Genomic DNA, 19787 nt, shown 5'->3' with positions numbered 1-19787 from the left:
TCCCCTGCTCCGTCAGGGCCGTTGGTGATCGACGTCGCAGGCGCGGTGAGCCCGAACCGCTGTGCGGGGGCGAGTTGGGCGGGCTTGCGGTGTCACCGGTGTGGTGCCCGTGCGGGGCAGCACGGCCCCCGCTCCCGGCGGGGGACACCGCGCTGCCCTTCGGCGCCACGGACAACGGCGGCCCGTCACCCGCCCCGGCACGCCCGGGAGCGCGCGGAGAGCGGGCCCGGCAGGGGCCGCCGGGCCTCGCTCTCTGCTCTCAGCGCGCGGTGGTCACCACTTGGCGCCGGCGACCTGGCGGGTGGCGACGTTGAGGCGGTTGAAGACGTTGCTCGCGGAGATGGACAGGAGCAGCGCGGCCAGCGCGGTCTCGTCGTAGTGCTTGGCCGCCTCCTCCCACACCTCGTCCGGGACCGGGTCGGACCGGTCGCTGAGGCGGGTGACGGCCTCGGTCAGCGCCAGCGCGGCGCGTTCGGCGTCGGTGTAGTAGGGGGCGTCGCGCCAGGCGGCGACCGCGAAGAGCCGCTCGTCGCTCTCGCCCGCCTTCTTCGCGTAGCCGGTGCCCGAGTCCACGCAGACGCTGCAGCCGTTGATCTGGCTGGCGCGCAGATGGACCAGGCCCAGCGTCGCGGAGGGCACCCCGCCGTCCTGGGTGGACGCCTGGAGGGCCTGAATCGCCTTCATCGCGTCCGGAATGATCATCGCCGGGTTCTTCATCCGTGCTTCCACGACTGCTCTCCTCCACAGGTCTTGCGCCGTCTGGACCGGCCGGGAGGCCCGCCTTGCGATCTCCCGGCCGCGAGGTCACCCGTCCCCGGGGCGGGGGAGGGGTGTGTCACTGCATTGACGGATGCCGCGCGGAGAATGTGACCGATCCGCGTGCCCGAACCGGCGAGCGCGCTTCCCGGCGGGACGGGGCCCGTGCGGCGCGCTGAGGGCGCCGGGGCGAACCGCGGGCCCGCCCGCCGCCGTTGGAGCGCCCCGGCCCCTGCCCCGGCCCGCCCGGGGCCGTCGTCCCGGGCAGCCCAGGAGGCGGGCAGGCCGCGGGGGAGGGGCTACCGGCCGGCGGCGGTGCGGGTGTGCCGGGCGGCCTCGGCCAGGGCGAGGAAGGGGCGGTCGTCCTCGCTCTCCTCGGCGTGCCACTGCACGGTCAGCGCGAAGGGCTGGCCGACGGCCTCGATGGCCTCGACCGTCCCGTCCTTGGCCCGGGCGGTGACAGTGAGGCCCTCGCCGAGCCGGTCGACTGCCTGGTGGTGGTGGCAGGGCACGACCGCCCTGCCGCCCAGGACCTTCGCCGCATAGCTGCCCGCCTCCAGCTCCACCTCCTGCGGCAGGTACCCCTGCTCGGTGTAGTGGCCCTCGTGCCCGACGATCTCGGGCAGGTGCTGGTGCAGGGTGCCGCCGCGCAGCACGTTGAGCAGCTGCAGGCCCCGGCAGATGCCCAGCAGCGGCAACCGCGCCTCCAAGGCCGCCTCCAGCAGGGCGAGTTCGGCCGCGTCCCGGTCGGGCAGGGTCCGCACGGTCCTTGCGTGCCGCTGGGCGCCGTAGGTGCCCGGGTCCAGGTCCGGTCCGGCCAGCAGCATCAGGCCGTCCAGCGCGGGCACCGAGTGCTCGAGGCCGGGCAGCGGCGGCAGCAGCACCGGTGTGCAGCCGGCCGCGGCGATGCGGTCGATGAACAGCTGCGGCACGAACGTCGCGTGCGTCTCGTAGGGCCCCACCCGCACCGGCCCCGAGTGCGCGGTGACCCCGATCACCGGGCGGGGCAAGGCGTCGGGCGCGCCCGCGGTCTCATGCGCCAAGGAGTTCACGGCAGTTCCTCGCAGATAGTCGGGCTCACAGGCGGTGGGGCAGGCTGCCGGACCCATGGGCCCGGCCTTCCGGATCGGGTTCCGCGCAACGGGTGCGGCGCCGCCGGGCGAACCGGCGTTTCCGGACCTCGGCATACCGCTGCGTGCCCGGATTCCGGTTTCCCGCCCGGGGTGCCGTTTCCCGTTCCGCTTTTCCGCGCCCGGCCGGGCGCGTTACTCCTGACCGGATGTCTGCGCCGACAGGTTGATCCGCCAGGAGACGCCGAAGTGGTCGTTGACCCAGGCGAACTTGGCGCTGAAGCCATAGCTTCCCACCGGCATCACCACCTCGCCTTTCTTGGACATGGCCGCGTAGATCCGGTCGAACTCGGCGTCCGTGGCGCACTGCACGTAGATTGCCATGGCAGGGGAGAAGCTGTACTCATGCCAGGGGGCGTGGTCGGCGCCGCGGGCACCGGGCGGGGGAGTGTTGATGCACATGAACTGCTGCCCGGCCAGGGAGAAAAGGGCGTGCTGCAGGGTTCCCTCCGTCCACCCGGGCTCACCCGCACGGGCGCGAATGGTGTGGAGCACTTCGCCGTCCTCGAACAGCGAAGTGTAGAACAGCACCGCCTCCTCGGCGTTTTCGGGAAACGCCAGAAAGGTGGTGAGCTTCTGCGGGGCTGCGGCAGGCATCGTGGCTGCTCCTATTCCAGGCATCGTCTTCCGGCGTGCTGCTGCGCGCACCGGATCCGGGCCGCGCGGCCCGGCAGGCACCGGCTCCGGGAACGCATGCACCGGATGCAGGCTTTCAGCGGGCGGTTTTACGAGTCAAGGTGCGAAGAGTTTCCCCGCCGGTCCTCTCCTGCCGCCCTGTAAGTGCCCCGCCGCGCCTTCCTGCAGAGTGTGCGGGGCCGTTCAACCGCGGAAATCCCGCAGTCGCACATCTGCCGCCCCGAAGTGCCCGGCACCGGTGCGCAGACGCCTTTAGCTTGACATGCGCGCGCGTTTTGGCCGCAGACTTCTGTGCCAACAGGCAAGTCCTCGGTCTTTCGGCGCGTTGCCCCGGAGCCTGATCACGGTGAATACTCGCTCCGTTGCCCCTGCATGCCGCAGCGGCGTCACCGGCCGGTCTTTATCGCTACCTGCTCATCCAGGAGGGCAAAATGGGAACTGGCGTAATTATCTCCGGTGCGGGACCTGTCGGTCTGATGCTCGCCGGTGAACTGCGGCTCGCCGGTGTGGACGTCACCGTCTACGAGAAATTAAGCGGTCCCAGCGGAGAATCACGCGGCGTGGGGTTCACCCGGCGGGCGGCCGAGGTGTTCCACCAGCGCGGCCTTCTCGACCGGCTGGGAGAGATCGAAATCGGCAGACAGGGTCATTTCGGCGGCGTCCGGATCGACTTCGAAATGCTGGAGGACAACCACTTCGGGATACGGGGGGTGCCGCAGTACCGGATCGAGGAGGTACTGGAGGCGTGGGTGGGCGAGCTGGGCCTCTCGGTGCAGCGCGGATGCGAGGTCACCGGCTTCCGGGAGACCGCCGAGGGTGTCACCGCCCTCGTCGAGACGCCCGGCGGGAGCATCGAGCACACGGCCGACTACCTGGTGGGCTGCGACGGGGGGCGCAGCACGATCCGCAAGGCGGCCGGCATCGCGTTCCCCGGCCGGGAGGCCACCCGCGGCATGTACGTCGCCGACGTGGTGGGCTGCGACATCCCCACCCGGGCCATCGGGGAGCGGGTGCCCGGCGGCATGGTGATGGCCATCCGGCTGGAAGACGACGTGGACCGCATCATCATCCACCCGGACGGCGTGCCGCCCCACGACGACCGCAGCCGGCTGACGTTCGCCGAGGTCGCCGACTCCTGGCAGAGCCTGACGGGCCAGTCCCTCCACCACGCCGAGGCCCGGTGGGTGAGCGCCTTCACCAACGCCACCCGCCAGGCCGCCGAATACCGGCGCGGCCGGGTCTTCCTGTGCGGCGACTCCACCCACATCCACATCCCCGCCGGCGCGCAGGGGCTGAGCGTGGGCGTGCAGGACGCGGTCAACCTGGGCTGGAAACTGGCCGCCGACCTCCAAGGCTGGGCACCACAGGGCCTGCTGGACACCTACCACAGCGAACGCCACCCGGTGGGGGCCCGCCTGGTGCGCAACACGCTGGCGCAGTCCTCGCTCTACCTCACCGGCGAGGAGATGGAGCCGCTGCGCGGCATCATGCGCGAACTGGTCACCTTCCCCGACGCGGCACGCCACCTGGCCGAGATGGTCAGCGGCCTGGACGTCAGCTACGAGGTGGGCGACGGCAGCCACCGGCTGCTGGGGCGGCGCATGCCCGACCGGGAGCTCAAGCGCGCGGACGGCAGCCCCACCCGGGTGGCCGAACTGCTCCACGCAGCCCGGGGCCTGCTCATCCACTCCGCGGACCACACCGAGGCGGCGCGGACGGCGGCCGGGTGGTCGGACCGCGTCGACGCGGTCGCGGCGACCTGGGCGCCGTCCGCGGACGCCGAGGACGGCCAGGGCGCCGTGGACTCGGTCCTCATCCGCCCCGACGGACACGTGGTGTGGACCTCGCCCGGGGGAGGCGAACTGGCCGACGCCCTCCCGCGCTGGTTCGGCCCGCGGGAGCACAGCGCCCGGCGCTGAAGAGCGCACCGACCTCCCGCGCCGCGGGACCCGGCCGCCGCCCCCGCCGAAGGGGGCCGCGGCCGCTTCGCGTTCCGCCGCCGCCCGCCGCGCCGCGCCCCCGGGCCGGGCGGGCCCGCCGGCCCGCCGAACTGGAACCTCACCCTCCGTGCAGCAGTGGTTGACAAGGGTCCCCGGGGTCACCTCTAATGCCGATACCGGAAGTGGATTCCGGTTCCGATTCGTTGCCGGGGGTGCGCATTGAGTCTGACTGAGCAGTCAATTGACGATCAATTGTTAAAATTCACGGCGGTAGACCTGGACGAGGTCGTGTCGTCAATCGTCTGGATCGAGTCACATCCGGTCACCAGCATCCGGATCGACTGCCTCGTCTTCCAGGACTCACCGCGCCTGGGCGGCGAGGACCAGGAGCACATCCGGGTCCTGGCCGAAGCAGGCGACTCCCTGCCGCCGATCACCGTCCACCGGCCCACCATGCGGGTGATCGACGGGACCCACCGGGTACGCGCCGCCCTCCTCAACGGCCGCAGCGTCATCCCAGCCCGCGTCCTGGACTGCGACGAGGGAGCCGCCTTCGTCCTGGCCGTCAAGGCCAACGTCACCCACGGCCTCCCGCTCTCGCACGCCGACCGGGCCGCCGCCGCCGCCCGCATCATCACGACCCACCCGCAGTGGTCGGACCGCGCGGTCGCCGCCGCCACCGGCCTCTCCGACAAGACCGTCTCGCGCACCCGGGCCCGCTCCGCGGCCCGCAGCCCCCAAGCCGACGCCCGCTTAGGCCGCGACGGCCGGCTGCGCCCCCTGGACAGCGGCCACAAACGCCAGCAGGCCGCCGCGATGATCCAGGAGAGGCCGGAGGCGGGCCTGCGCGAAGTCGCCCGGGCCACCGGCCTCTCCCCGGCCACCGTACGCGACGTCCGCCAGCGCATCGGCCGCGGCGAGGACCCCGTCCCGGGACGCTACCGGCCCTCACCCGGCCCCGCCGGCAACCCGGCCCCCCAGCCCCCACGCCCCCCGCGCGCGCCCGCCGCCGGCCGCACCGAGCAGCGCGACATCGCCGTGGACCGCCGCAGACTGCTGGCCAAACTCAGCGAAGACCCCTCCCTGAGACTCAACGAGGCAGGCCGCCGCACCCTGCGCTGGCTGCACCACTGCACCGTGGACGGCGAAGGACTGGAGAACCTGGGCCGCGGCCTTCCCGGCCACTGGGCCCCCGACGTCGCCGATCTGGCCCGCAGCTGCGCCGCCGCCTGGAGCATGTTCGCCGACCAGCTCCAAGAGCGCGCCGAGTGAACCGCCCCCCGCCCCGCCGCCGCCGGCCGCGCCGCCCCTGAAGCCCTGCCGCCCCGCACGCCTTCGCATTCCCTGCTCCCAGCGCGGCCCTGCGGGGCCCGGGCACCCGCCCGGGCCCCGCCTTCATGACCGCCACCCGGAGCGCCCCAACACGCCCTCAGGCACCGCGATTGCACCCCGCGCCCGCCACGGCGCACACCGCCGCGCCTGTCCGAACCCACCAGCCCCACGCGTCATCAGGAGGCACAACAACCTCCACAACCACGGAACCGGGCGATACGGTTGCCATCCGCGACAGCCGGATCGGGAGCCCGCCCGCGAAGCACCGACGTACTCAGGAGGCCGACTGTGTCCCTTCCCACCGATGCTCCACAGTCCGCGGCCCGCACCGGCGTGTGGCTCATCGGAGCACGCGGCTCCGTAGCCGCCACCGCGGCCGCCGGGTGCGCCGCGGTGGCCGCCGGGATCCAGCCGGCGACCGGAATGGTCACCGAAACCCCGCCGTTCGCCGCCAGCGGCCTGCCCGCACTCTCCTCGCTGGTCTTCGGCGGCCACGACACGGCCGCCTGCCCGCTGCCCAAACGCGCCGAAGAACTGGCCGGCGCCGGCGTGCTGCCCCACGGCCTGCCCGCCGCCGTGCGCGGCGAACTGGCCGCCGCCGACACCGAGATACGCACCGGCGGACCGCTGCCCGGCGACACCCGCAGCGACCAGGAACTCATCGACGCCTTCGCCCAGGACATCACCGCCTTCACCCGGCGCACCGGCGTCGCCCGCACCGTCGTCCTCAACGTCGCCTCCACCGAACCGGCACCCGTCCCCGGCGAAGCCCGCCTGCCCGCCAGCTCCCTGTACGCGGCGGCCGCCCTGCGCGCCGGCTGCCCCTACGTCAACTTCACCCCCTCCACCGGCCTGCACCACCACGGGCTCGAAGCCCTCGCCCACAGCGCCGGCGTGCCCTACGCGGGCCGGGACGGCAAGACCGGCCAGACCCTGCTGCGGGCCGTGCTCGCCCCCATGTTCCAGCAGCGCGCGCTCGACGTGCGCGCCTGGTCGGGCACCAATTTGCTGGGCGGCGGAGACGGCGCGGCCCTGGCCGACTCCCGCGCCGCCGCCGCCAAGAACGCGGGCAAGAACCGCGTGCTGGAGGACACCCTGGGCACTCTGCCCGAAGGGGAGGTCCACATCGACGACGTCCCCCAGCTGGGCGAGTGGAAGACCGCCTGGGACCACGTCGCCTTCGAGGGCTTCCTGGGCTCCCGGATGATCCTGCAGACCATCTGGCAGGGCTGCGACTCGGCGCTCGCCGCCCCCCTGGTCCTGGACCTCGCCCGGCTCCTGGCCCGCTCCCACGAAGCCGGCCTCACCGGCCCCCGCCCCGAACTGGGCTTCTACTTCAAGGATCCCGACGGAGGCCCGCCCGCCCTGGGCCCGCAGTACGCGGCCCTGCTCGGATTCGCCGGGCGGCTGGCGGAGGGACGTTGAACCCTCCCCCAGCGCAGGCAGGGGGGTTCCCGGCTGACGCTGCCTGCGGACCGGCGGCCCGCAAGGTCTTCCACGACCGACACCAGCCGGGGCGAAACCAGCCCGGGTCCGTACAGAACAGCTCGGAGGTGCATGTGCTGCGCTGGCTCCCGATCAGCACGGCCTACGCGCGTGGTTCCCGCCACGCACAGCGGCCGGCTTACCCGTCCCCCGCCCCGCTCCGCCAAAGCCCGGTACCTCCCCGGGCTGAGGACCGGGGCCTCCTGGGAGGAGTCAGGTGAACGACCCCGCCCGCACCACCCGCCCCGCACCCGCCCCCTCCCGGCTGCAGGCATGGAGTGAACTCCTGCGCGTCTCCGCACTCTTCACCGTCCCCGGCGACGCCCTGGCCGGCGCGGCAGCCGCCTCCGCGCCCCCCAACCGGCACACCGCACTGGCCGTGGGCACCTCCCTGTGCCTCTACGAGGCGGGAATGGCCCTCAACGACTGGGCGGACCGGGAGGAGGACGCCGTGCACCGCCCGCACCGCCCCCTGCCCTCCGGCCGCATCCCGCCGGCCGCCGCCCTGACGGCAGCCGGCGCCCTGACCGCCGCCGGCCTTGCCTGCGCCTCCCGCGCAGGCCGCCCCGCCGCCGCACTCGCCACCGCCCTGGCCGGCACCGTCTGGGCCTACAACCTGGGCCTGAAACACACCCGGGCGGCCCCCGCGACGATGGCCACAGCCCGCTGCCTGGACCTGCTGCTGGGCGCGGCGGCCACCTCCGCCCCCGGCCTGCGCGGCGCTCTGGCCCCCGCCGCCGCCCTGGGCTGCCACACCTGGGCGGTCACCGCGGTCTCCCGCCGCGAGACCGAGGGCGGCGCCACAGCCGCCCCGCTGGCGGCCCTGGGCACCACCTTGGCCCTGGGCGCCCTGACCGGCCGCCCCCGGCCCGCACCCGCCCCACCGGCCACCTCCACGGCACCCGCCGCCTCTGCCGAACCCGCCGCCTCCCTCACCCCCGGACAACTGGCCCGCACCGCACTGGCGGCCGCCTACGTGGCCACCGCCGCCCGCCCCCTCTTCCACGCCGTGCTCAACCCCTCACCCCCGCTGACCCAGCGCGCGGTCGGCGGCGGAATCCGCGCCATGATCCCCCTGCAGGCCGCACTCGCCGCCCGCTCCGGCTCCCCGCTGACCGCCGCCGCCTTGACCGGACTCATCCCCATCGCCCGGAAACTCGCCCGGAAGGTGAGCCCGACATGAGCATCCGCCTGGGCTACGGCACCAACGGGCTGACCGACCTGCGCCTCGACGACGCCCTCGCCCTCCTGGCCGACCTCGGCTACGACGGCCTCGGACTGACCCTCGACCACATGCACTTCGACCCGGCCGCCCCCGAACTGCCCGCCCGCACCCGCGCACTGGCCCGCAGGCTGGACCAACTCGGCCTCCAGGTCACCATCGAGACCGGCGCCCGCTACGTCCTGGACCCGCGCCGCAAACACGGACCCTCCCTGCTGGACCCCGACCCCGACGCCCGCGCCGCCCGCACCGGCCTGCTGACCACCGCCGTACAGGTAGCCGCCGGCCTCGGCGCCCACGCCGTCCACTGCTTCAGCGGCATCCGCCCGCGCGATACCGACCCCGACACCGCCTGGAAGCGGCTGGCCGAAACCCTCGAGCCCGTCCTGGAAGCCGCCCACCGCGCCCAGACACCGCTGGCGATCGAACCCGAACCCGGCCACCTCCTGGCCACCCTCGCCGACTTCCACCGCCTGCGCACCCAACTGGGCGACCACCCCGCCCTCGGCCTCACCCTCGACATCGGCCACTGCCAGTGCCTGGAACCCCTGCCACCCGCCGACTGCGTACGCGCCGCCGCCCCCTGGCTGCGGCACGTCCAGATCGAGGACATGCGCCGCGGCGTCCACGAACACCTCCCCTTCGGAGACGGCGAGATCGACTTCCCGCCCGTACTCGAAGCCCTGGACGCCACCGGCTACCAGGGGCTGACCGTCGTCGAACTGCCCCGCCACTCCCACGCCGGCCCCGAACTGGCCCGCACCTCCATGGAGTTCCTGCGCCCCCGCCTGCCCGCCCAAGGAGGACCGCGATGCTGAACCTGCCCCCCGAATCCGCCGCCCTCCTGGACGAGCCCGCCCGCGCCTGGCTGGACGCCGCCCTCCTGGAGGCCGCCCACGCCGCACGGCACACCCCGCCCCCGCACACCGCCACCGCCCCCCCAGCAGCCTCGCCGCCCGTGCCCGCCTGGGAACTGCGCTTCGCCTCCGCAGGCCGCCACTGCGGCAGCGACCTCGCCGCCGAAGCCGCCCGCATCCTCCTGCTGCGCACCGCCCGCACCGGCGCCCCCGGCGCCGCCCGCCTCTACCACCGGGGCACCGCCGCCGAACGCCGCGCCGTCCTGCTGGCCCTCCCCTTCCTCGAGATCGCCCCCGCCCACGGCCTGCCGCTGATCCAGGACGCCCTGCGCACCAACGACACCCGCCTGCTGGCCGCCGCCGTCGGCCCCTACGCCGCCGCACACCTGGACGCCCACGCCTGGCGCCACGCCGTCCTCAAATGCCTCTTCACCGGCGTCCCCCTGGACGCCGTCGCCCGCCTGGCACACCGCGCCCGCGGCGACACCGAACTCGCCCGCATGCTGGAGGACTACGCCGCCGAGCGCACCGCCGCCGGCCGGCCCGTACCCGCCGACCTCCACCACGCACTGGCCCTGACCACCGCGGCCAAGGAGTCCTCCTGATGCGCATCTTCGACCCGCACATCCACATGACCTCCCGCACCACCGGCGACTACGAAGCCATGTACGCCGCAGGCGTCCGCGCCGTGGTGGAACCCTCCTTCTGGCTCGGCCAGCCCCGCACCTCACCCGCCAGCTTCTTCGACTACTTCGACTCCCTGCTGGGCTGGGAACCCTTCCGCGCCGCCCAGTACGGCATCACCCACCACTGCACCCTCGCCCTGAACCCCAAAGAGGCCAACGACCCGCGCTGCACCCCCGTCCTGGACGAACTGCCCCGCTACCTCGCCAAGGACCCCGTCGTCGCCGTCGGAGAGATCGGCTACGACTCCATGACCCCGGCCGAGGACACCGCGCTGGCCACCCAGCTCCAACTCGCCGCCGACCACGGCCTGCCCGCCCTGGTCCACACCCCCCACCGCGACAAACTCACCGGACTGCGCCGCACCCTGGACGTCGTCCGCGAATCAGCACTGCCCTGCGAACGCGTACTGCTGGACCACCTCAACGAGACCACCGTCGCCGAGGCCCGCAACTCCGGCGCCTGGCTCGGCTTCTCCGTCTACCCCGACACCAAAATGGACGAGGCACGCATGGTCGCCCTCCTGAAGCAGCACGGCACCGAACGCATCCTGGTCAACTCCGCCGCCGACTGGGGCAAAAGCGACCCCCTCAAGACCCGCAAAGTCGGCGACGCCATGCTCGAAGCCGGCTTCAGCGACGACGACGTCGACGAAGTCCTGTGGCGCAACCCCGTCGCCTTCTACGCACTCAGCGGACGCCTCGACCTCCACCTGACCCAGCCCGAACCCCTCCACGAGGGGAACTCCATACTCCGCGGCGGAGAGTGACCCGTGCGCTTCGGCCACCCGGACGGCACCACCGTCCACCTCGCCTACTGCACCAACGTCCACCCCGCCGAAACCCTGGACGGCGTCCTGGCCCAACTGCGCGACCACTGCCGCCCCGTACGCGAACGCCTGGGCATCCAGCGCCTGGGCATCGGCCTGTGGCTCGCCGCCGACGCCGCCCGCACCCTGGCCGCCGAACCGGCCGCCCTGCACAACCTGCGCACCCAACTCGACCACCACGGCCTCGAAGTCGTCACCCTCAACGGCTTCCCCTACCAGGGCTTCGGCGCCCAAGAAGTCAAATACCGCGTCTACCAGCCCGACTGGACCCAGCCCGAGCGCCTGGAACACACCACCACCCTCGCGCGGCTGCTGACCACCCTGCTGCCCGACGACGTCACCGAAGGCACCATCTCCACCCTCCCGCTGGCCTGGCGCACCCCCTTCGACCAGGCCGCCGCCCAACGCGCCCACACCCACCTGACCACCCTGGCCACCCGCCTGGAGGCCCTCCAGGAGGAGACCGGCCGCCGCGTGCGCATCGGCCTGGAACCCGAACCCGGCTGCACCATCGAGACCACCGCCGACGCCCTCACCCCCCTGGCCGCCCTCCGAGACCAGGGCATCGGCCTGTGCCTGGACACCTGCCACCTCGCCACCTCCTTCGAAGACCCCGCCACCGCCCTGGCCGCCCTGACCGCCGCCCGCATCCCCATCGCCAAAGCCCAGCTCTCCGCCGCCCTGCACGCCCAAAACCCCCACCTGCCCGAAGTACGCGCCGCCCTGGCCGCCTTCGACGAGCCCCGCTTCCTGCACCAGACCCGCACCCGCACCGCCACCGCCCTGCACGGCACCGACGACCTCGCCCCCGCCCTGGAGGGAGCCCTGTCCCAGGACACCCCCTGGCGCTCCCACTTCCACATCCCCCTCCACGCCCCGCCCGCACCCCCGCTCACCTCCACCCTCGACGTCCTCACCGACACCCTCACCCGCCTGGTCGGCGGCCCCGCCCCCCTCACCCGCCACCTCGAAGTCGAGACCTACACCTGGCAGGCCCTCCCGCCCGGCCTGCGCCCGCGCACCCCCGGCCAGCTCGCCGACGGCATCGCCGCCGAACTCGCCCTCGCCCGCGACCTGCTGACCGGCCTCGGCCTCAAGGAGCTGACGTGAACAGCGACCACCAGCCCACCCCGCTCCTGGTCCTGGACGTGGTCGGCCTCACCCCCGATCTCCTGGCACACATGCCCCGCCTCTCAGCCCTGGCCCGCACCGGCTCCCAGGCACCCCTGGGCACCGTCCTGCCCGCGGTCACCTGCGCCGCCCAGTCCACCTTCCTCACCGGCACCCTCCCCGCCGAACACGGCATCGTCGGCAACGGCTGGTACTTCCGCGAACTGGGCGAAGTCCTGCTGTGGCGCCAGCACAACGGCCTGGTCGCCGGCGACAAGCTCTGGGACGCCGCCCGCCGAGCCCACCCCGGCTACACCGTCGCCAACATCTGCTGGTGGTACGCCATGGGCGCGGACACCGACTACACCGTCACCCCCCGCCCCGTCTACTACGCCGACGGCCGCAAAGAACCCGACTGCTACACCCGCCCGCCCGCCCTCCACGACGAACTCACCGAAAAACTCGGCACCTTCCCCCTCTTCACCTTCTGGGGACCAGGCGCCGGCCTCACCTCCAGCCGCTGGATCATCGACGCCACCCGCCACCTGCTGGACACCCGCGCCCCCGACCTGGCCCTGTGCTACCTCCCGCACCTGGACTACGACCTGCAGCGCTACGGCCCCGACGACGCCCGCTCCCACCAGGCGGCCGCCGAACTCGACGCGGCCATGGCCCCCCTCCTGGACGACGCCCAGGCCGCCGGCCGCACCGTGGTCGCCCTCTCCGAATACGGCATCACCCCCGTGCACCGCCCCGTCCACCTCAACCGCGCCCTGCGCCGCGCCGGGCTCCTGGAGGTCCACACCCAGGACGGCATGGAATACCTCGACCCCATGACCTCCCGCGCCTTCGCCGTCGCCGACCACCAGATCGCCCACCTCTACGTCCGCGACCCCCAGGACCTGGAAGCCGCCCGCGCCGCACTCCAGGACCTCCCGGGCATCGACTCGATCCTGGACGAGGACGGCAAGAAGGAACACGGCCTGGACCACCCGCGCTCCGGCGAACTGGTCGTCCTGGCCGAACGGGACGCCTGGTTCACCTACTACTACTGGCTCGACGACGCCATGGCACCCGACTTCGCCCCGCTCGTGGAGATCCACCGCAAACCCGGCTACGACCCCGTCGAACTGTTCATGGACCCGCACGACCCCTACGTCAAACTCAAGGCGGCCAAGGCCCTGGCCCGCAAGAAACTCGGCATGCGCTACCGCATGGCGGTCATCCCCCTGGACGCCTCACCCATCCGCGGCAGCCACGGCCTCCCCGCCCAGGACACCCGCACCGGCCCCCTCATCCTCTGCTCCGATCCCGACGCGGTGAGCGGCCCCCTCCAGCCCACCGACGTCAAATCCCTGCTGCTGCACCTCGCCGGCCTGGACACGCCGGAATAGAGACGGACACAGGCCGGGGGAGCAGCACCCCGCGGCCGTTCGGGCTGGGGGAGCGATCCGCCCGGCGAGTTCCCGGGTAGCCGGGCCGCTGCTGGTCCCAGCGGTGCAGGAGGCCGGTCACCTGGGTGGTGAGGGTGCCGGTGTCCGGGCCGTGGGCGGTGATGCCCAGCTCGTCGGTGTCGTCGTCGACGGACCGGTCTGCGAGGTCAGGCGCCGGTCAGCGCTGCCGGTGCGTCGTCCGTCTCCCTGAGGGAGGCCGACAGGGCGCGGGCCTCGTGTTCGGTCATCCGGGAGGTGTCGTACGGCACGCCGTTGACCCAACGCTGAGCCAGCCGGGCGATCCGCTCGCCGTACCGCTGCGCGGTGATCCGGTCGCCGCGCGATCCGGCGTGCTCCGGCCCCTGGTCGGCGTGGCTCTGGCTCATCAGACCCAGCCACGAGCCCAGCCGGTTCACATCGTCGCGGGCGCCACCGCTCCAGTTGTTGCCCGGCATGTCGCCCACGCCGATCCACTGCATGCCCATCTGCGCGCCGAAGACCGCCAGCTGCTCCAAGACCGCCAGCTTGTCGCCGCTCTGCGAGGCGGACATGGTGAACCCTCCGGCCAGCTTGTCCTTCCACGCCTGCGTCACGAACGGCGTGAACGCCGCCTCCATGAACGCCTTGAGCACCGCCGACACGCTGCCCATCAGCGTCGGGCAGCCGAGGACGATCGCATCGGAGCGCTCGAGCAGCGCCAGCACCTGCGCATCGTGCCAACGGCCCGCGATGACGTCCTCGGGCCGGATCTCGACGAGATGCACCCGGGCGCCCGGCACCAGCCGCGCCCCGTCGGCGAGGTGCTCGGCCAGGACCCGGGTGTGCCCGTGCACCGAGTGGTAGACCACCGTCACCGTGGCCATCGGCGCATCGTGCTCACGGTCAACGTCAATGACTGCCATGTGCTCTTCACTACTTCCGCTCGTGGGGAAACCCCTGCTTGCCCACCCATCACAACCTGCGTGCGGCACGGCATCAACGCCGAACTTCGGCACGCAGCGATCGGTCACACCGATCGATCGCGTTAGCCTGGCCGAGTGGACAAGATGGAACTGGAAGCATTCGTCGCGGTCGCGGAAGAGCTCCACTTCGGCCGCGCCGCCGCGCGCCTGCACCGGGGGCAACCCACCGTCAGCGACGCCGTCAGGCGGCTGGAGAGCACCCTGGGCGGGCGGCTGTTCCACCGCACCAGCCGCCGGGTGTCACTGACCGATCTCGGCGAAGCGCTGCTGCCCGACGCCCACGCCACCCTGGCCCAGCTGCGCCGCTTCAAGGAGCGCGGACGCTCCCTGGCCGCCGGCGAGGGGACCCGCACCACCCTCGTCGTCGCCCACGCCGAATACACCGGTCACCAGCTGCTGTTGCGCTGCCTGCCGCAACTGCGCGACCGGTTCCCCGGCGTGACGATCGTGCCGGAGGCCATGCCGACCACAGCCCAGCTCACCGCCCTGCGGGCGGAGACGATCGGGCTCGGCATCGGCTGGGCGACCGGCGACGTCACCGGCGTACGCGCGAGGGTGCTGTCCACCGAGAGGTTCATGGCGCTCGTACCCGCGGCCCACCCCCTCGCCGGGCACGCCGAGCTGAACGCGTCCGAACTGTCCACCACCGGCCTGCTCACCTGGCCCCACCAGATCAACAGCGGTCTCTGCGACCGCCTCCTGTCCGCCTTCCACATCGGCGGAGCCGACCTGCGCATCATCAGAACCGCCGACAGCGTGCACGCCATCGCCGCTCATGTCGCCGCGGGAACGGGCATCGGCATCACCGTCGAATCCGCACTCGACCACCAGCCACCCGGCCTGCGCGTCATCCCCCTCACCGGCCCTTCGACCACCGCCGACCAGGTCGTCCTCACCTCCGCCGAGCCGTCGGACACCGCCACGGCACTGCGCGACCTGCTGCTGCACGCCTCGGCAGAGACGCCCTTCACCGATCACTGAGCGGTGTGCATCGTGAAGTTGCAGGCCGTGGGGCTGGTGTGCGCGCGTCTTGCCGGCCTCCCCGCAGTGGCTCTACCGGTAGTAAGCCGAGGTATGGGCGAGGGCACCGACACCAGCATCAAGGTCTCCAAAGCGGCCCGCGCGCGTCTGGGAGTCCTGGCAGCCGAGCGGGGGACGACCATTCGCAGCCTCGTGGAAGAACTGGCCGCAGGCCGGCTCACCCGGGCGGAGCGGGAGGCGCGGGGGCAGGCGGCCCGCGCGCATCTGCGGGAGCACATGGGTGTTGAGGTCACCGAGGACGATCTGGCTGCCGGTGACCGGCTGCTGCCGGAGATGGAGGCCCGCGCCGCGCGGCAGCGCGGGGCCACTGCGTGATCCCGTTCCTCCTGGACCACACCGCGCTGCTGTCCCTGGGCGCAGGCCACCGCCAGCTCTCCGGGCTGATCGTCCGTACCGCCGAGGGGCGCAGCATCGGGCAGGTGCCAGCTCTGTGCCTGGCGGCTGCGGAGGCGGCGCGCTCGGGAGTGGGTGAGGATGTCGCCAGCCTGCCGGGCCTGGAGGTGGAGCCGGTGGGCCTCACTGCCGCCCTCGAGGCGGGCGGGCCTATCGGCTCGGGTATCGACTGGCGCATCACTCACGCGGTGCATCTCGCACGTCCCTCGGCCCAGTGGCCCGGTGGACGCTTCGTCCTCTCCCTGCGGCCCGAGTTGTACCGGGACACCGGCATCGATCCGGTCAACCCCGACCTCATCTGAAACCCGCCCCGGCAGGACCTGGCCCGACCAGCGTCCGCTGCCACATCGCTGACGGCACTGCCGGTTTCCCCGAACGGGCCCCCTACGACCGGATGGTGGCCTGGTGCACCCCGCCGCTGCTGCCCACAGCGTGGGCGCACCAGGTCGTCGACGGCGGCCTGTTGCATCGAGGCGACCGAGCCCTGGACAGTTCCCACCTCACCACGGCAGACGCTTGTCACCGGGCCCGGACACCGAGCCCGCTCACACCGGCCGGGCCTCCACGATCGAGACGGGGGCGGCCGTCTGCACCACCCGCTCCAGCTTGAACCCCGCGGCCGCCAGCAGCTCCCCGTACTGCGCGGGCGTGCGCTCCTTGCCGCCCACCAGCAGCATCAGCATCAGATCGAAGAGCTTCGCGGAATGCGGCGAGTTGCCCTCGGGCGGCGGGACCATCTCGATCAGCAGGATCCGGCCGCTGGGATCGATGCCCTCCCGCACGTTCCGCAGGATCTCCAGCGCCTTGTCCTCCGGCCAGTCGTGCACGATGTGCTTGAGGACGTAGGCGTCAGCACCCGGCGGCACCGGATCGAAGAGGCCGACGTCCACCACGCTGCACCGGTCGGCGACACCGGCCTCCTCCAGGAACTCCTGCGCGCCGTTGGTCGCCACCCGCGGGTCGGTGAGGATGCCGCGCGAGGCGGTCGCCTTGGACAGGATGCCCGCCAGCAGGCCGCCGTTCCCGCCGCAGAAGTCCACGATGGTCGCGAACCGCGAGAAGTCGTAGGCCGCCAGCACCGGAAGCGTCTCGGTCTGGGACATGTTGGCCATGCCCGCGGTGAAGACCCCGCCGTACTCCGGGTTGGCCTCCAGGAACTCGAAGGCCGTCATGCCGCGCAGCTTCGGCAGACTGGGCTCCCCGGTCCGCACCGAGTCCACCAGGTGACTCCAGTCCTCCCAGTGGATCGGATGCCCCATCAGCACGGCGATGTCGCGCATGGAATCGGGGACGTCCGCACGCAGCGCCTGCGCCATCGGCGTCAGTTTGAACCGGCCGTCCTTCTGCTCGGCGAAAACCGAGTAGCTGGCCAGCAGGCGCAGCAGCCGGTAGAGAGCCTCCGGGTCCGCGTCGACCTCCCGCGCGATTTCCTGCGGCGTACGCGGCCCGTCCTTCAGCGCGTCGGCGACCCGCAGTTCGGCGGCGACATAGATCGCCTGCGTGATCATGGATCCCAAGGAGAGCTCGAGCAGGGCGAACGGCGCGGGCGCCATCTGCCGGTTCAGTCGTTGGAGACCCGACCGCACACCTTCCACGGTGCGGACGACTCGAGGGGGCGGCAATGCGGGCATGCGATTCCTCCATGGCGATTGCGCGGCGCTATCGGGCTTTCTCCGTACGGCCGGCGGCCGCCACATGCAGCAACTGCCCGCATTCCGGCGGCCGGACGGGACACGACACATTTCACGAAAACGGTGGGGCGCTGACTCTAGAGCGGCTGGGGGAGCGCGGACAACACCTGCCCGAGCCCGGGTACTTGACGAGTGCGCATCGGATCCGGGCGCGGCACCGAAGGGTTCAGCACCCGGAATAACTTCCGGCTCCCTGCCCCCACGCGACCGCCGGTCAATTCCCGGGATTGAATCACCTGCGGCCGCCGCCGGACAATCATCTCCCGCATCCGGCCGGCTTCCGGCGCCTTGGGGCCGTTCAACCGCGGAAACACCGCAGTCGCACAGCCGGGCCGCTTCACAGGCGTACCGGAACACTTCCCGGAAGCGCGCGGATTCACCGCCCGCCACCGCGATCACGCCGCATTCGGGGGGCGAGACGGCTGAGAGGGGAGCGTCTATCGTGACGCGGGAATAGCGCTCCCCCACGGGGGCACGCCACTACGAGGGAGATTCATGTCAAGATTAAGCAGATCTTGGTCGGGGGCGATCCTGACAGCGGCGGCGGTGGGCAGCGTCACGGTCGCGCTGTTACCAGGTCCGGTGCAGGCCGCTCCGAAGCCGGACACTCCGAAGCAGGGCGCCGCCACTCTCGAGGTGATCGCCGACAATCTGCACAATCCGCGGGGAATCAGCGTCCAGCGGGACGGCACGATCCTGGTCGCCGAAGCAGGCCTGGGAAAGCCGGGCTGTGAGGCGGGTGAGACCTGTGTCGGGCTGACCGGCTCGGTCTACCGCGTCAAGGGCCACCGCCAGGGCCGGGTCGTGGAGGGTCTGCCCTCTCTGGCCATCGGCCCGGAGAACCCGCAGGCGCCCGTCCAGGCCACCGGCCCCAACGACGTGGAGGGCTCCGGCTGGGGCTACCGCGTGCTGAGCGGCTTCAGCGGCAGCGTGGAGAGCCGGGCGGCGCTGGGGGAGAACGCGGGCAAGCTGGGCACCTTTTACAAGGCCGGATACGGCAGGCACCACCGGCACAGCGTGCTCGCCGACCTGGTGGAGCACGAGACGCGTCTGGACCCGGACTGGGTGCTGGGCCGCCCGCCCGGCCGGGAGCCCTCGGTGCTCAGCAACGCGTGGCGGTTCGCCAAGAGCGACAAGGGCTATCTGGTGACCGATGCGGCCGCCAACGACCTGATCGGCGTCTCCCACCGGGGCGGCACCACGACCGAGGCCATCTTCCCCGACAAGCTGATCGACGCCGCGGCGGCCCCCTCCGCGCAGGAGCGCCGGCTGCTCTCGGCGGTCGGCGGGCAGCAGGCCACGGCGGCCGAGGGCGAGAAGGTCCGGGTGCAGGCCGTGCCCGGCGGCATCGTCAAGGGCCCGGACGGGGCGTACTACATCTCCGAGGTGGCCGGCCTCAAGCCGGGTGCCTCCCGCATCTGGCGGATGGAGCCCGGTCACCGCCCGGAGGTGTTCGTCGAGGGCCTCACCGCGGTCACCGACCTCGCCCTGGACGGCAAGGGCAGCCTGGTCGCGCTGACCTACACCGGCGGCTTCACGCAGGACGGCCCGCTGCCCGGCGCGCTCAACAAGATCGACCTGGACACCAAGAAGGTCACCGAGATCCCGACCGACGGGAAGCTGCAGGTCTCCACCGGCCTGGCCGTCGGACCCAGGGGCGAGATCTACGTGACCAACAACTCCACCAGCGCCGAAGGCCAGCTGGTGCGGGTCCGCCCCTGAACCTCCCGGCCCTTCCCGGACCACGGCCGCACCGGCCCCCTCCCCGCGGGTGAACCCCCGCAGGCGCAGGCGCCGGTGGCCGCCGGGCCGGCGGCCCCCGTGCCGGACCACCCCGTGGTGGTCCGGCACGGGGGCCTTTTTCGCACCCGGCGGCCCGGACTTCCGCCCGGCCGCCGCCGCCCGGCCGCCCGCCGGCCGCATCGGGCCCCGCAAACGGTCACATTCGCGCGCCCCGGTGCGTCATACGTGTGAGGAACCACGTGCGCCCGGTGCGACAAGGAGACCTGATGGGGACACGCAGGGGCGGCCGGTCTGCCGCCATGCCGCGCCCGGCCCGCGCCGCGTGACCCCCGCGCTCCCGGGCCCGGCCCGGCCCGCACGAGGAACCTCCGCCCCAACTCGCGGCCCCTGGGCCGCGCAGAGAAGTCTGGGGCCGGGTACACCCCCGGCCCGGCCCCAGACCTCCCCCTCCCGCCCGCCCGGACAGCGGGAAATACCAGGGAATTCGCTCCGCTTCTTCATGGCCCCGGCCCCATGGTGCACGGGCGGAGCGAGGTGGCATAT

19 protein-coding genes are annotated in these 19787 nt (G+C 72.7%); 14 read left to right on the top strand and 5 right to left on the bottom strand.

Going from position 1 to position 19787, the window contains the following annotated elements; all coding sequences use genetic code 11:
• Nucleotides 1–273: 273 nt before the first annotated feature.
• The 3 genes from LHJ74_RS00505 to LHJ74_RS00495 form a co-directional block, all read right to left on the bottom strand.
• Nucleotides 274–729 carry a carboxymuconolactone decarboxylase family protein gene (locus LHJ74_RS00505; protein ID WP_260215346.1) on the bottom strand — a complete coding sequence of 152 codons (456 nt, stop codon included), beginning with the start codon at nt 727–729 and terminating at the stop codon, nt 274–276.
• A gap of 326 nt (nt 730–1055) precedes the next feature.
• The gene (locus tag LHJ74_RS00500) at nt 1056–1808 is read right to left on the bottom strand and encodes a gamma-glutamyl-gamma-aminobutyrate hydrolase family protein (RefSeq protein ID WP_260215345.1); all 753 of its coding nucleotides are present in this window, start codon (nt 1806–1808) and stop codon (nt 1056–1058) included.
• 213 nt (nt 1809–2021) lie between these two features.
• Nucleotides 2022–2483, bottom strand: coding sequence for a VOC family protein (locus LHJ74_RS00495; protein ID WP_260215344.1), 462 nt, complete (start codon nt 2481–2483; stop codon nt 2022–2024).
• A gap of 470 nt (nt 2484–2953) precedes the next feature.
• On the opposite strand from LHJ74_RS00495, the gene LHJ74_RS00490 reads away from it, so the two are divergent.
• The 9 genes from LHJ74_RS00490 (at nt 2954) to LHJ74_RS00450 (ending at nt 13375) form a co-directional block, all read left to right on the top strand.
• Complete coding sequence (locus LHJ74_RS00490; RefSeq protein WP_260215343.1) at nt 2954–4441, top strand: FAD-dependent monooxygenase; 1488 nt, start codon at nt 2954–2956, stop codon at nt 4439–4441.
• 240 nt (nt 4442–4681) lie between these two features.
• Nucleotides 4682–5734, top strand: coding sequence for a ParB/RepB/Spo0J family partition protein (locus LHJ74_RS00485; RefSeq protein WP_260215342.1), 1053 nt, complete (start codon nt 4682–4684; stop codon nt 5732–5734).
• 348 nt (nt 5735–6082) lie between these two features.
• On the top strand, nt 6083–7219 hold the full coding sequence (locus LHJ74_RS00480) for an inositol-3-phosphate synthase (RefSeq protein WP_260215341.1): 1137 nt from the start codon (nt 6083–6085) through the stop codon (nt 7217–7219).
• A 277-nt stretch (nt 7220–7496) separates the two neighbouring features.
• The gene (locus tag LHJ74_RS00475; protein ID WP_260215340.1) at nt 7497–8462 is read left to right on the top strand and encodes an SCO3242 family prenyltransferase; all 966 of its coding nucleotides are present in this window, start codon (nt 7497–7499) and stop codon (nt 8460–8462) included.
• Nucleotides 8459–9319, top strand: a complete 861-nt coding sequence (locus LHJ74_RS00470) for a sugar phosphate isomerase/epimerase family protein (RefSeq protein ID WP_260215338.1) — start codon at nt 8459–8461, stop codon at nt 9317–9319. The genes LHJ74_RS00475 and LHJ74_RS00470 overlap by 4 nt, the downstream gene beginning before the upstream one ends.
• Nucleotides 9313–9963 (top strand): EboA domain-containing protein, encoded by a 651-nt coding sequence (locus LHJ74_RS00465; protein ID WP_260215337.1) that lies wholly within the window; start codon nt 9313–9315, stop codon nt 9961–9963. The genes LHJ74_RS00470 and LHJ74_RS00465 overlap by 7 nt, the downstream gene beginning before the upstream one ends.
• Nucleotides 9963–10811: a TatD family hydrolase gene (locus LHJ74_RS00460; RefSeq protein WP_260215336.1), complete on the top strand. Its 849-nt coding sequence runs from the start codon at nt 9963–9965 to the stop codon at nt 10809–10811. Before LHJ74_RS00465 ends, LHJ74_RS00460 begins: the two co-directional genes overlap by 1 nt.
• A gap of 3 nt (nt 10812–10814) precedes the next feature.
• Complete coding sequence (gene eboE / locus LHJ74_RS00455) at nt 10815–11981, top strand: metabolite traffic protein EboE (RefSeq protein WP_260215335.1); 1167 nt, start codon at nt 10815–10817, stop codon at nt 11979–11981.
• On the top strand, nt 11978–13375 hold the full coding sequence (locus LHJ74_RS00450; RefSeq protein WP_260215334.1) for an alkaline phosphatase family protein: 1398 nt from the start codon (nt 11978–11980) through the stop codon (nt 13373–13375). The genes eboE and LHJ74_RS00450 overlap by 4 nt, the downstream gene beginning before the upstream one ends.
• A gap of 206 nt (nt 13376–13581) precedes the next feature.
• On the opposite strand, the gene LHJ74_RS00445 is transcribed toward LHJ74_RS00450, so the two are convergent.
• Nucleotides 13582–14316 carry a flavodoxin family protein gene (locus LHJ74_RS00445; RefSeq protein WP_260215332.1) on the bottom strand — a complete coding sequence of 245 codons (735 nt, stop codon included), beginning with the start codon at nt 14314–14316 and terminating at the stop codon, nt 13582–13584.
• Between the two features lie 144 nt (nt 14317–14460).
• Here LHJ74_RS00445 and LHJ74_RS00435 point away from each other — a divergent pair, with 144 nt between their 5' ends.
• From LHJ74_RS00435 to LHJ74_RS00420, 4 genes are all read left to right on the top strand, one after another.
• The gene (locus LHJ74_RS00435; protein WP_311203244.1) at nt 14461–15357 is read left to right on the top strand and encodes a LysR family transcriptional regulator; all 897 of its coding nucleotides are present in this window, start codon (nt 14461–14463) and stop codon (nt 15355–15357) included.
• A 93-nt stretch (nt 15358–15450) separates the two neighbouring features.
• Entirely contained in the window at nt 15451–15732 is a 282-nt protein-coding gene (locus LHJ74_RS00430; RefSeq protein WP_260215331.1) for a hypothetical protein, read from the top strand.
• A complete protein-coding gene (locus LHJ74_RS00425) occupies nt 15729–16112 on the top strand; it encodes a PIN domain-containing protein (protein WP_260215330.1) in 384 nt (127 codons plus the stop codon). The genes LHJ74_RS00430 and LHJ74_RS00425 overlap by 4 nt, the downstream gene beginning before the upstream one ends.
• Nucleotides 16025–16420: a class I SAM-dependent methyltransferase gene (locus LHJ74_RS00420; RefSeq protein ID WP_260215329.1), complete on the top strand. Its 396-nt coding sequence runs from the start codon at nt 16025–16027 to the stop codon at nt 16418–16420. Before LHJ74_RS00425 ends, LHJ74_RS00420 begins: the two co-directional genes overlap by 88 nt.
• Here the strand turns inward: LHJ74_RS00420 and LHJ74_RS00415 are convergent.
• The gene (locus LHJ74_RS00415; protein ID WP_260215328.1) at nt 16356–17441 is read right to left on the bottom strand and encodes a methyltransferase; all 1086 of its coding nucleotides are present in this window, start codon (nt 17439–17441) and stop codon (nt 16356–16358) included. The two genes, LHJ74_RS00420 and LHJ74_RS00415, sit on opposite strands and share 65 nt — an antisense overlap.
• 606 nt (nt 17442–18047) lie before the next feature.
• Here LHJ74_RS00415 and LHJ74_RS00410 point away from each other — a divergent pair.
• Nucleotides 18048–19223 carry a ScyD/ScyE family protein gene (locus tag LHJ74_RS00410; protein WP_260215327.1) on the top strand — a complete coding sequence of 392 codons (1176 nt, stop codon included), beginning with the start codon at nt 18048–18050 and terminating at the stop codon, nt 19221–19223.
• Nucleotides 19224–19787: the final 564 nt, after the last annotated feature.

Origin of the sequence: Streptomyces gossypii (genome assembly GCF_025165795.1) — a bacterium.
GTDB lineage: Bacteria > Actinomycetota > Actinomycetes > Streptomycetales > Streptomycetaceae > Streptomyces > Streptomyces gossypii.
The sequence above is the reverse complement of the archived record's forward strand: the minus strand, read 5'-3'. Positions and strand labels throughout refer to the sequence as shown.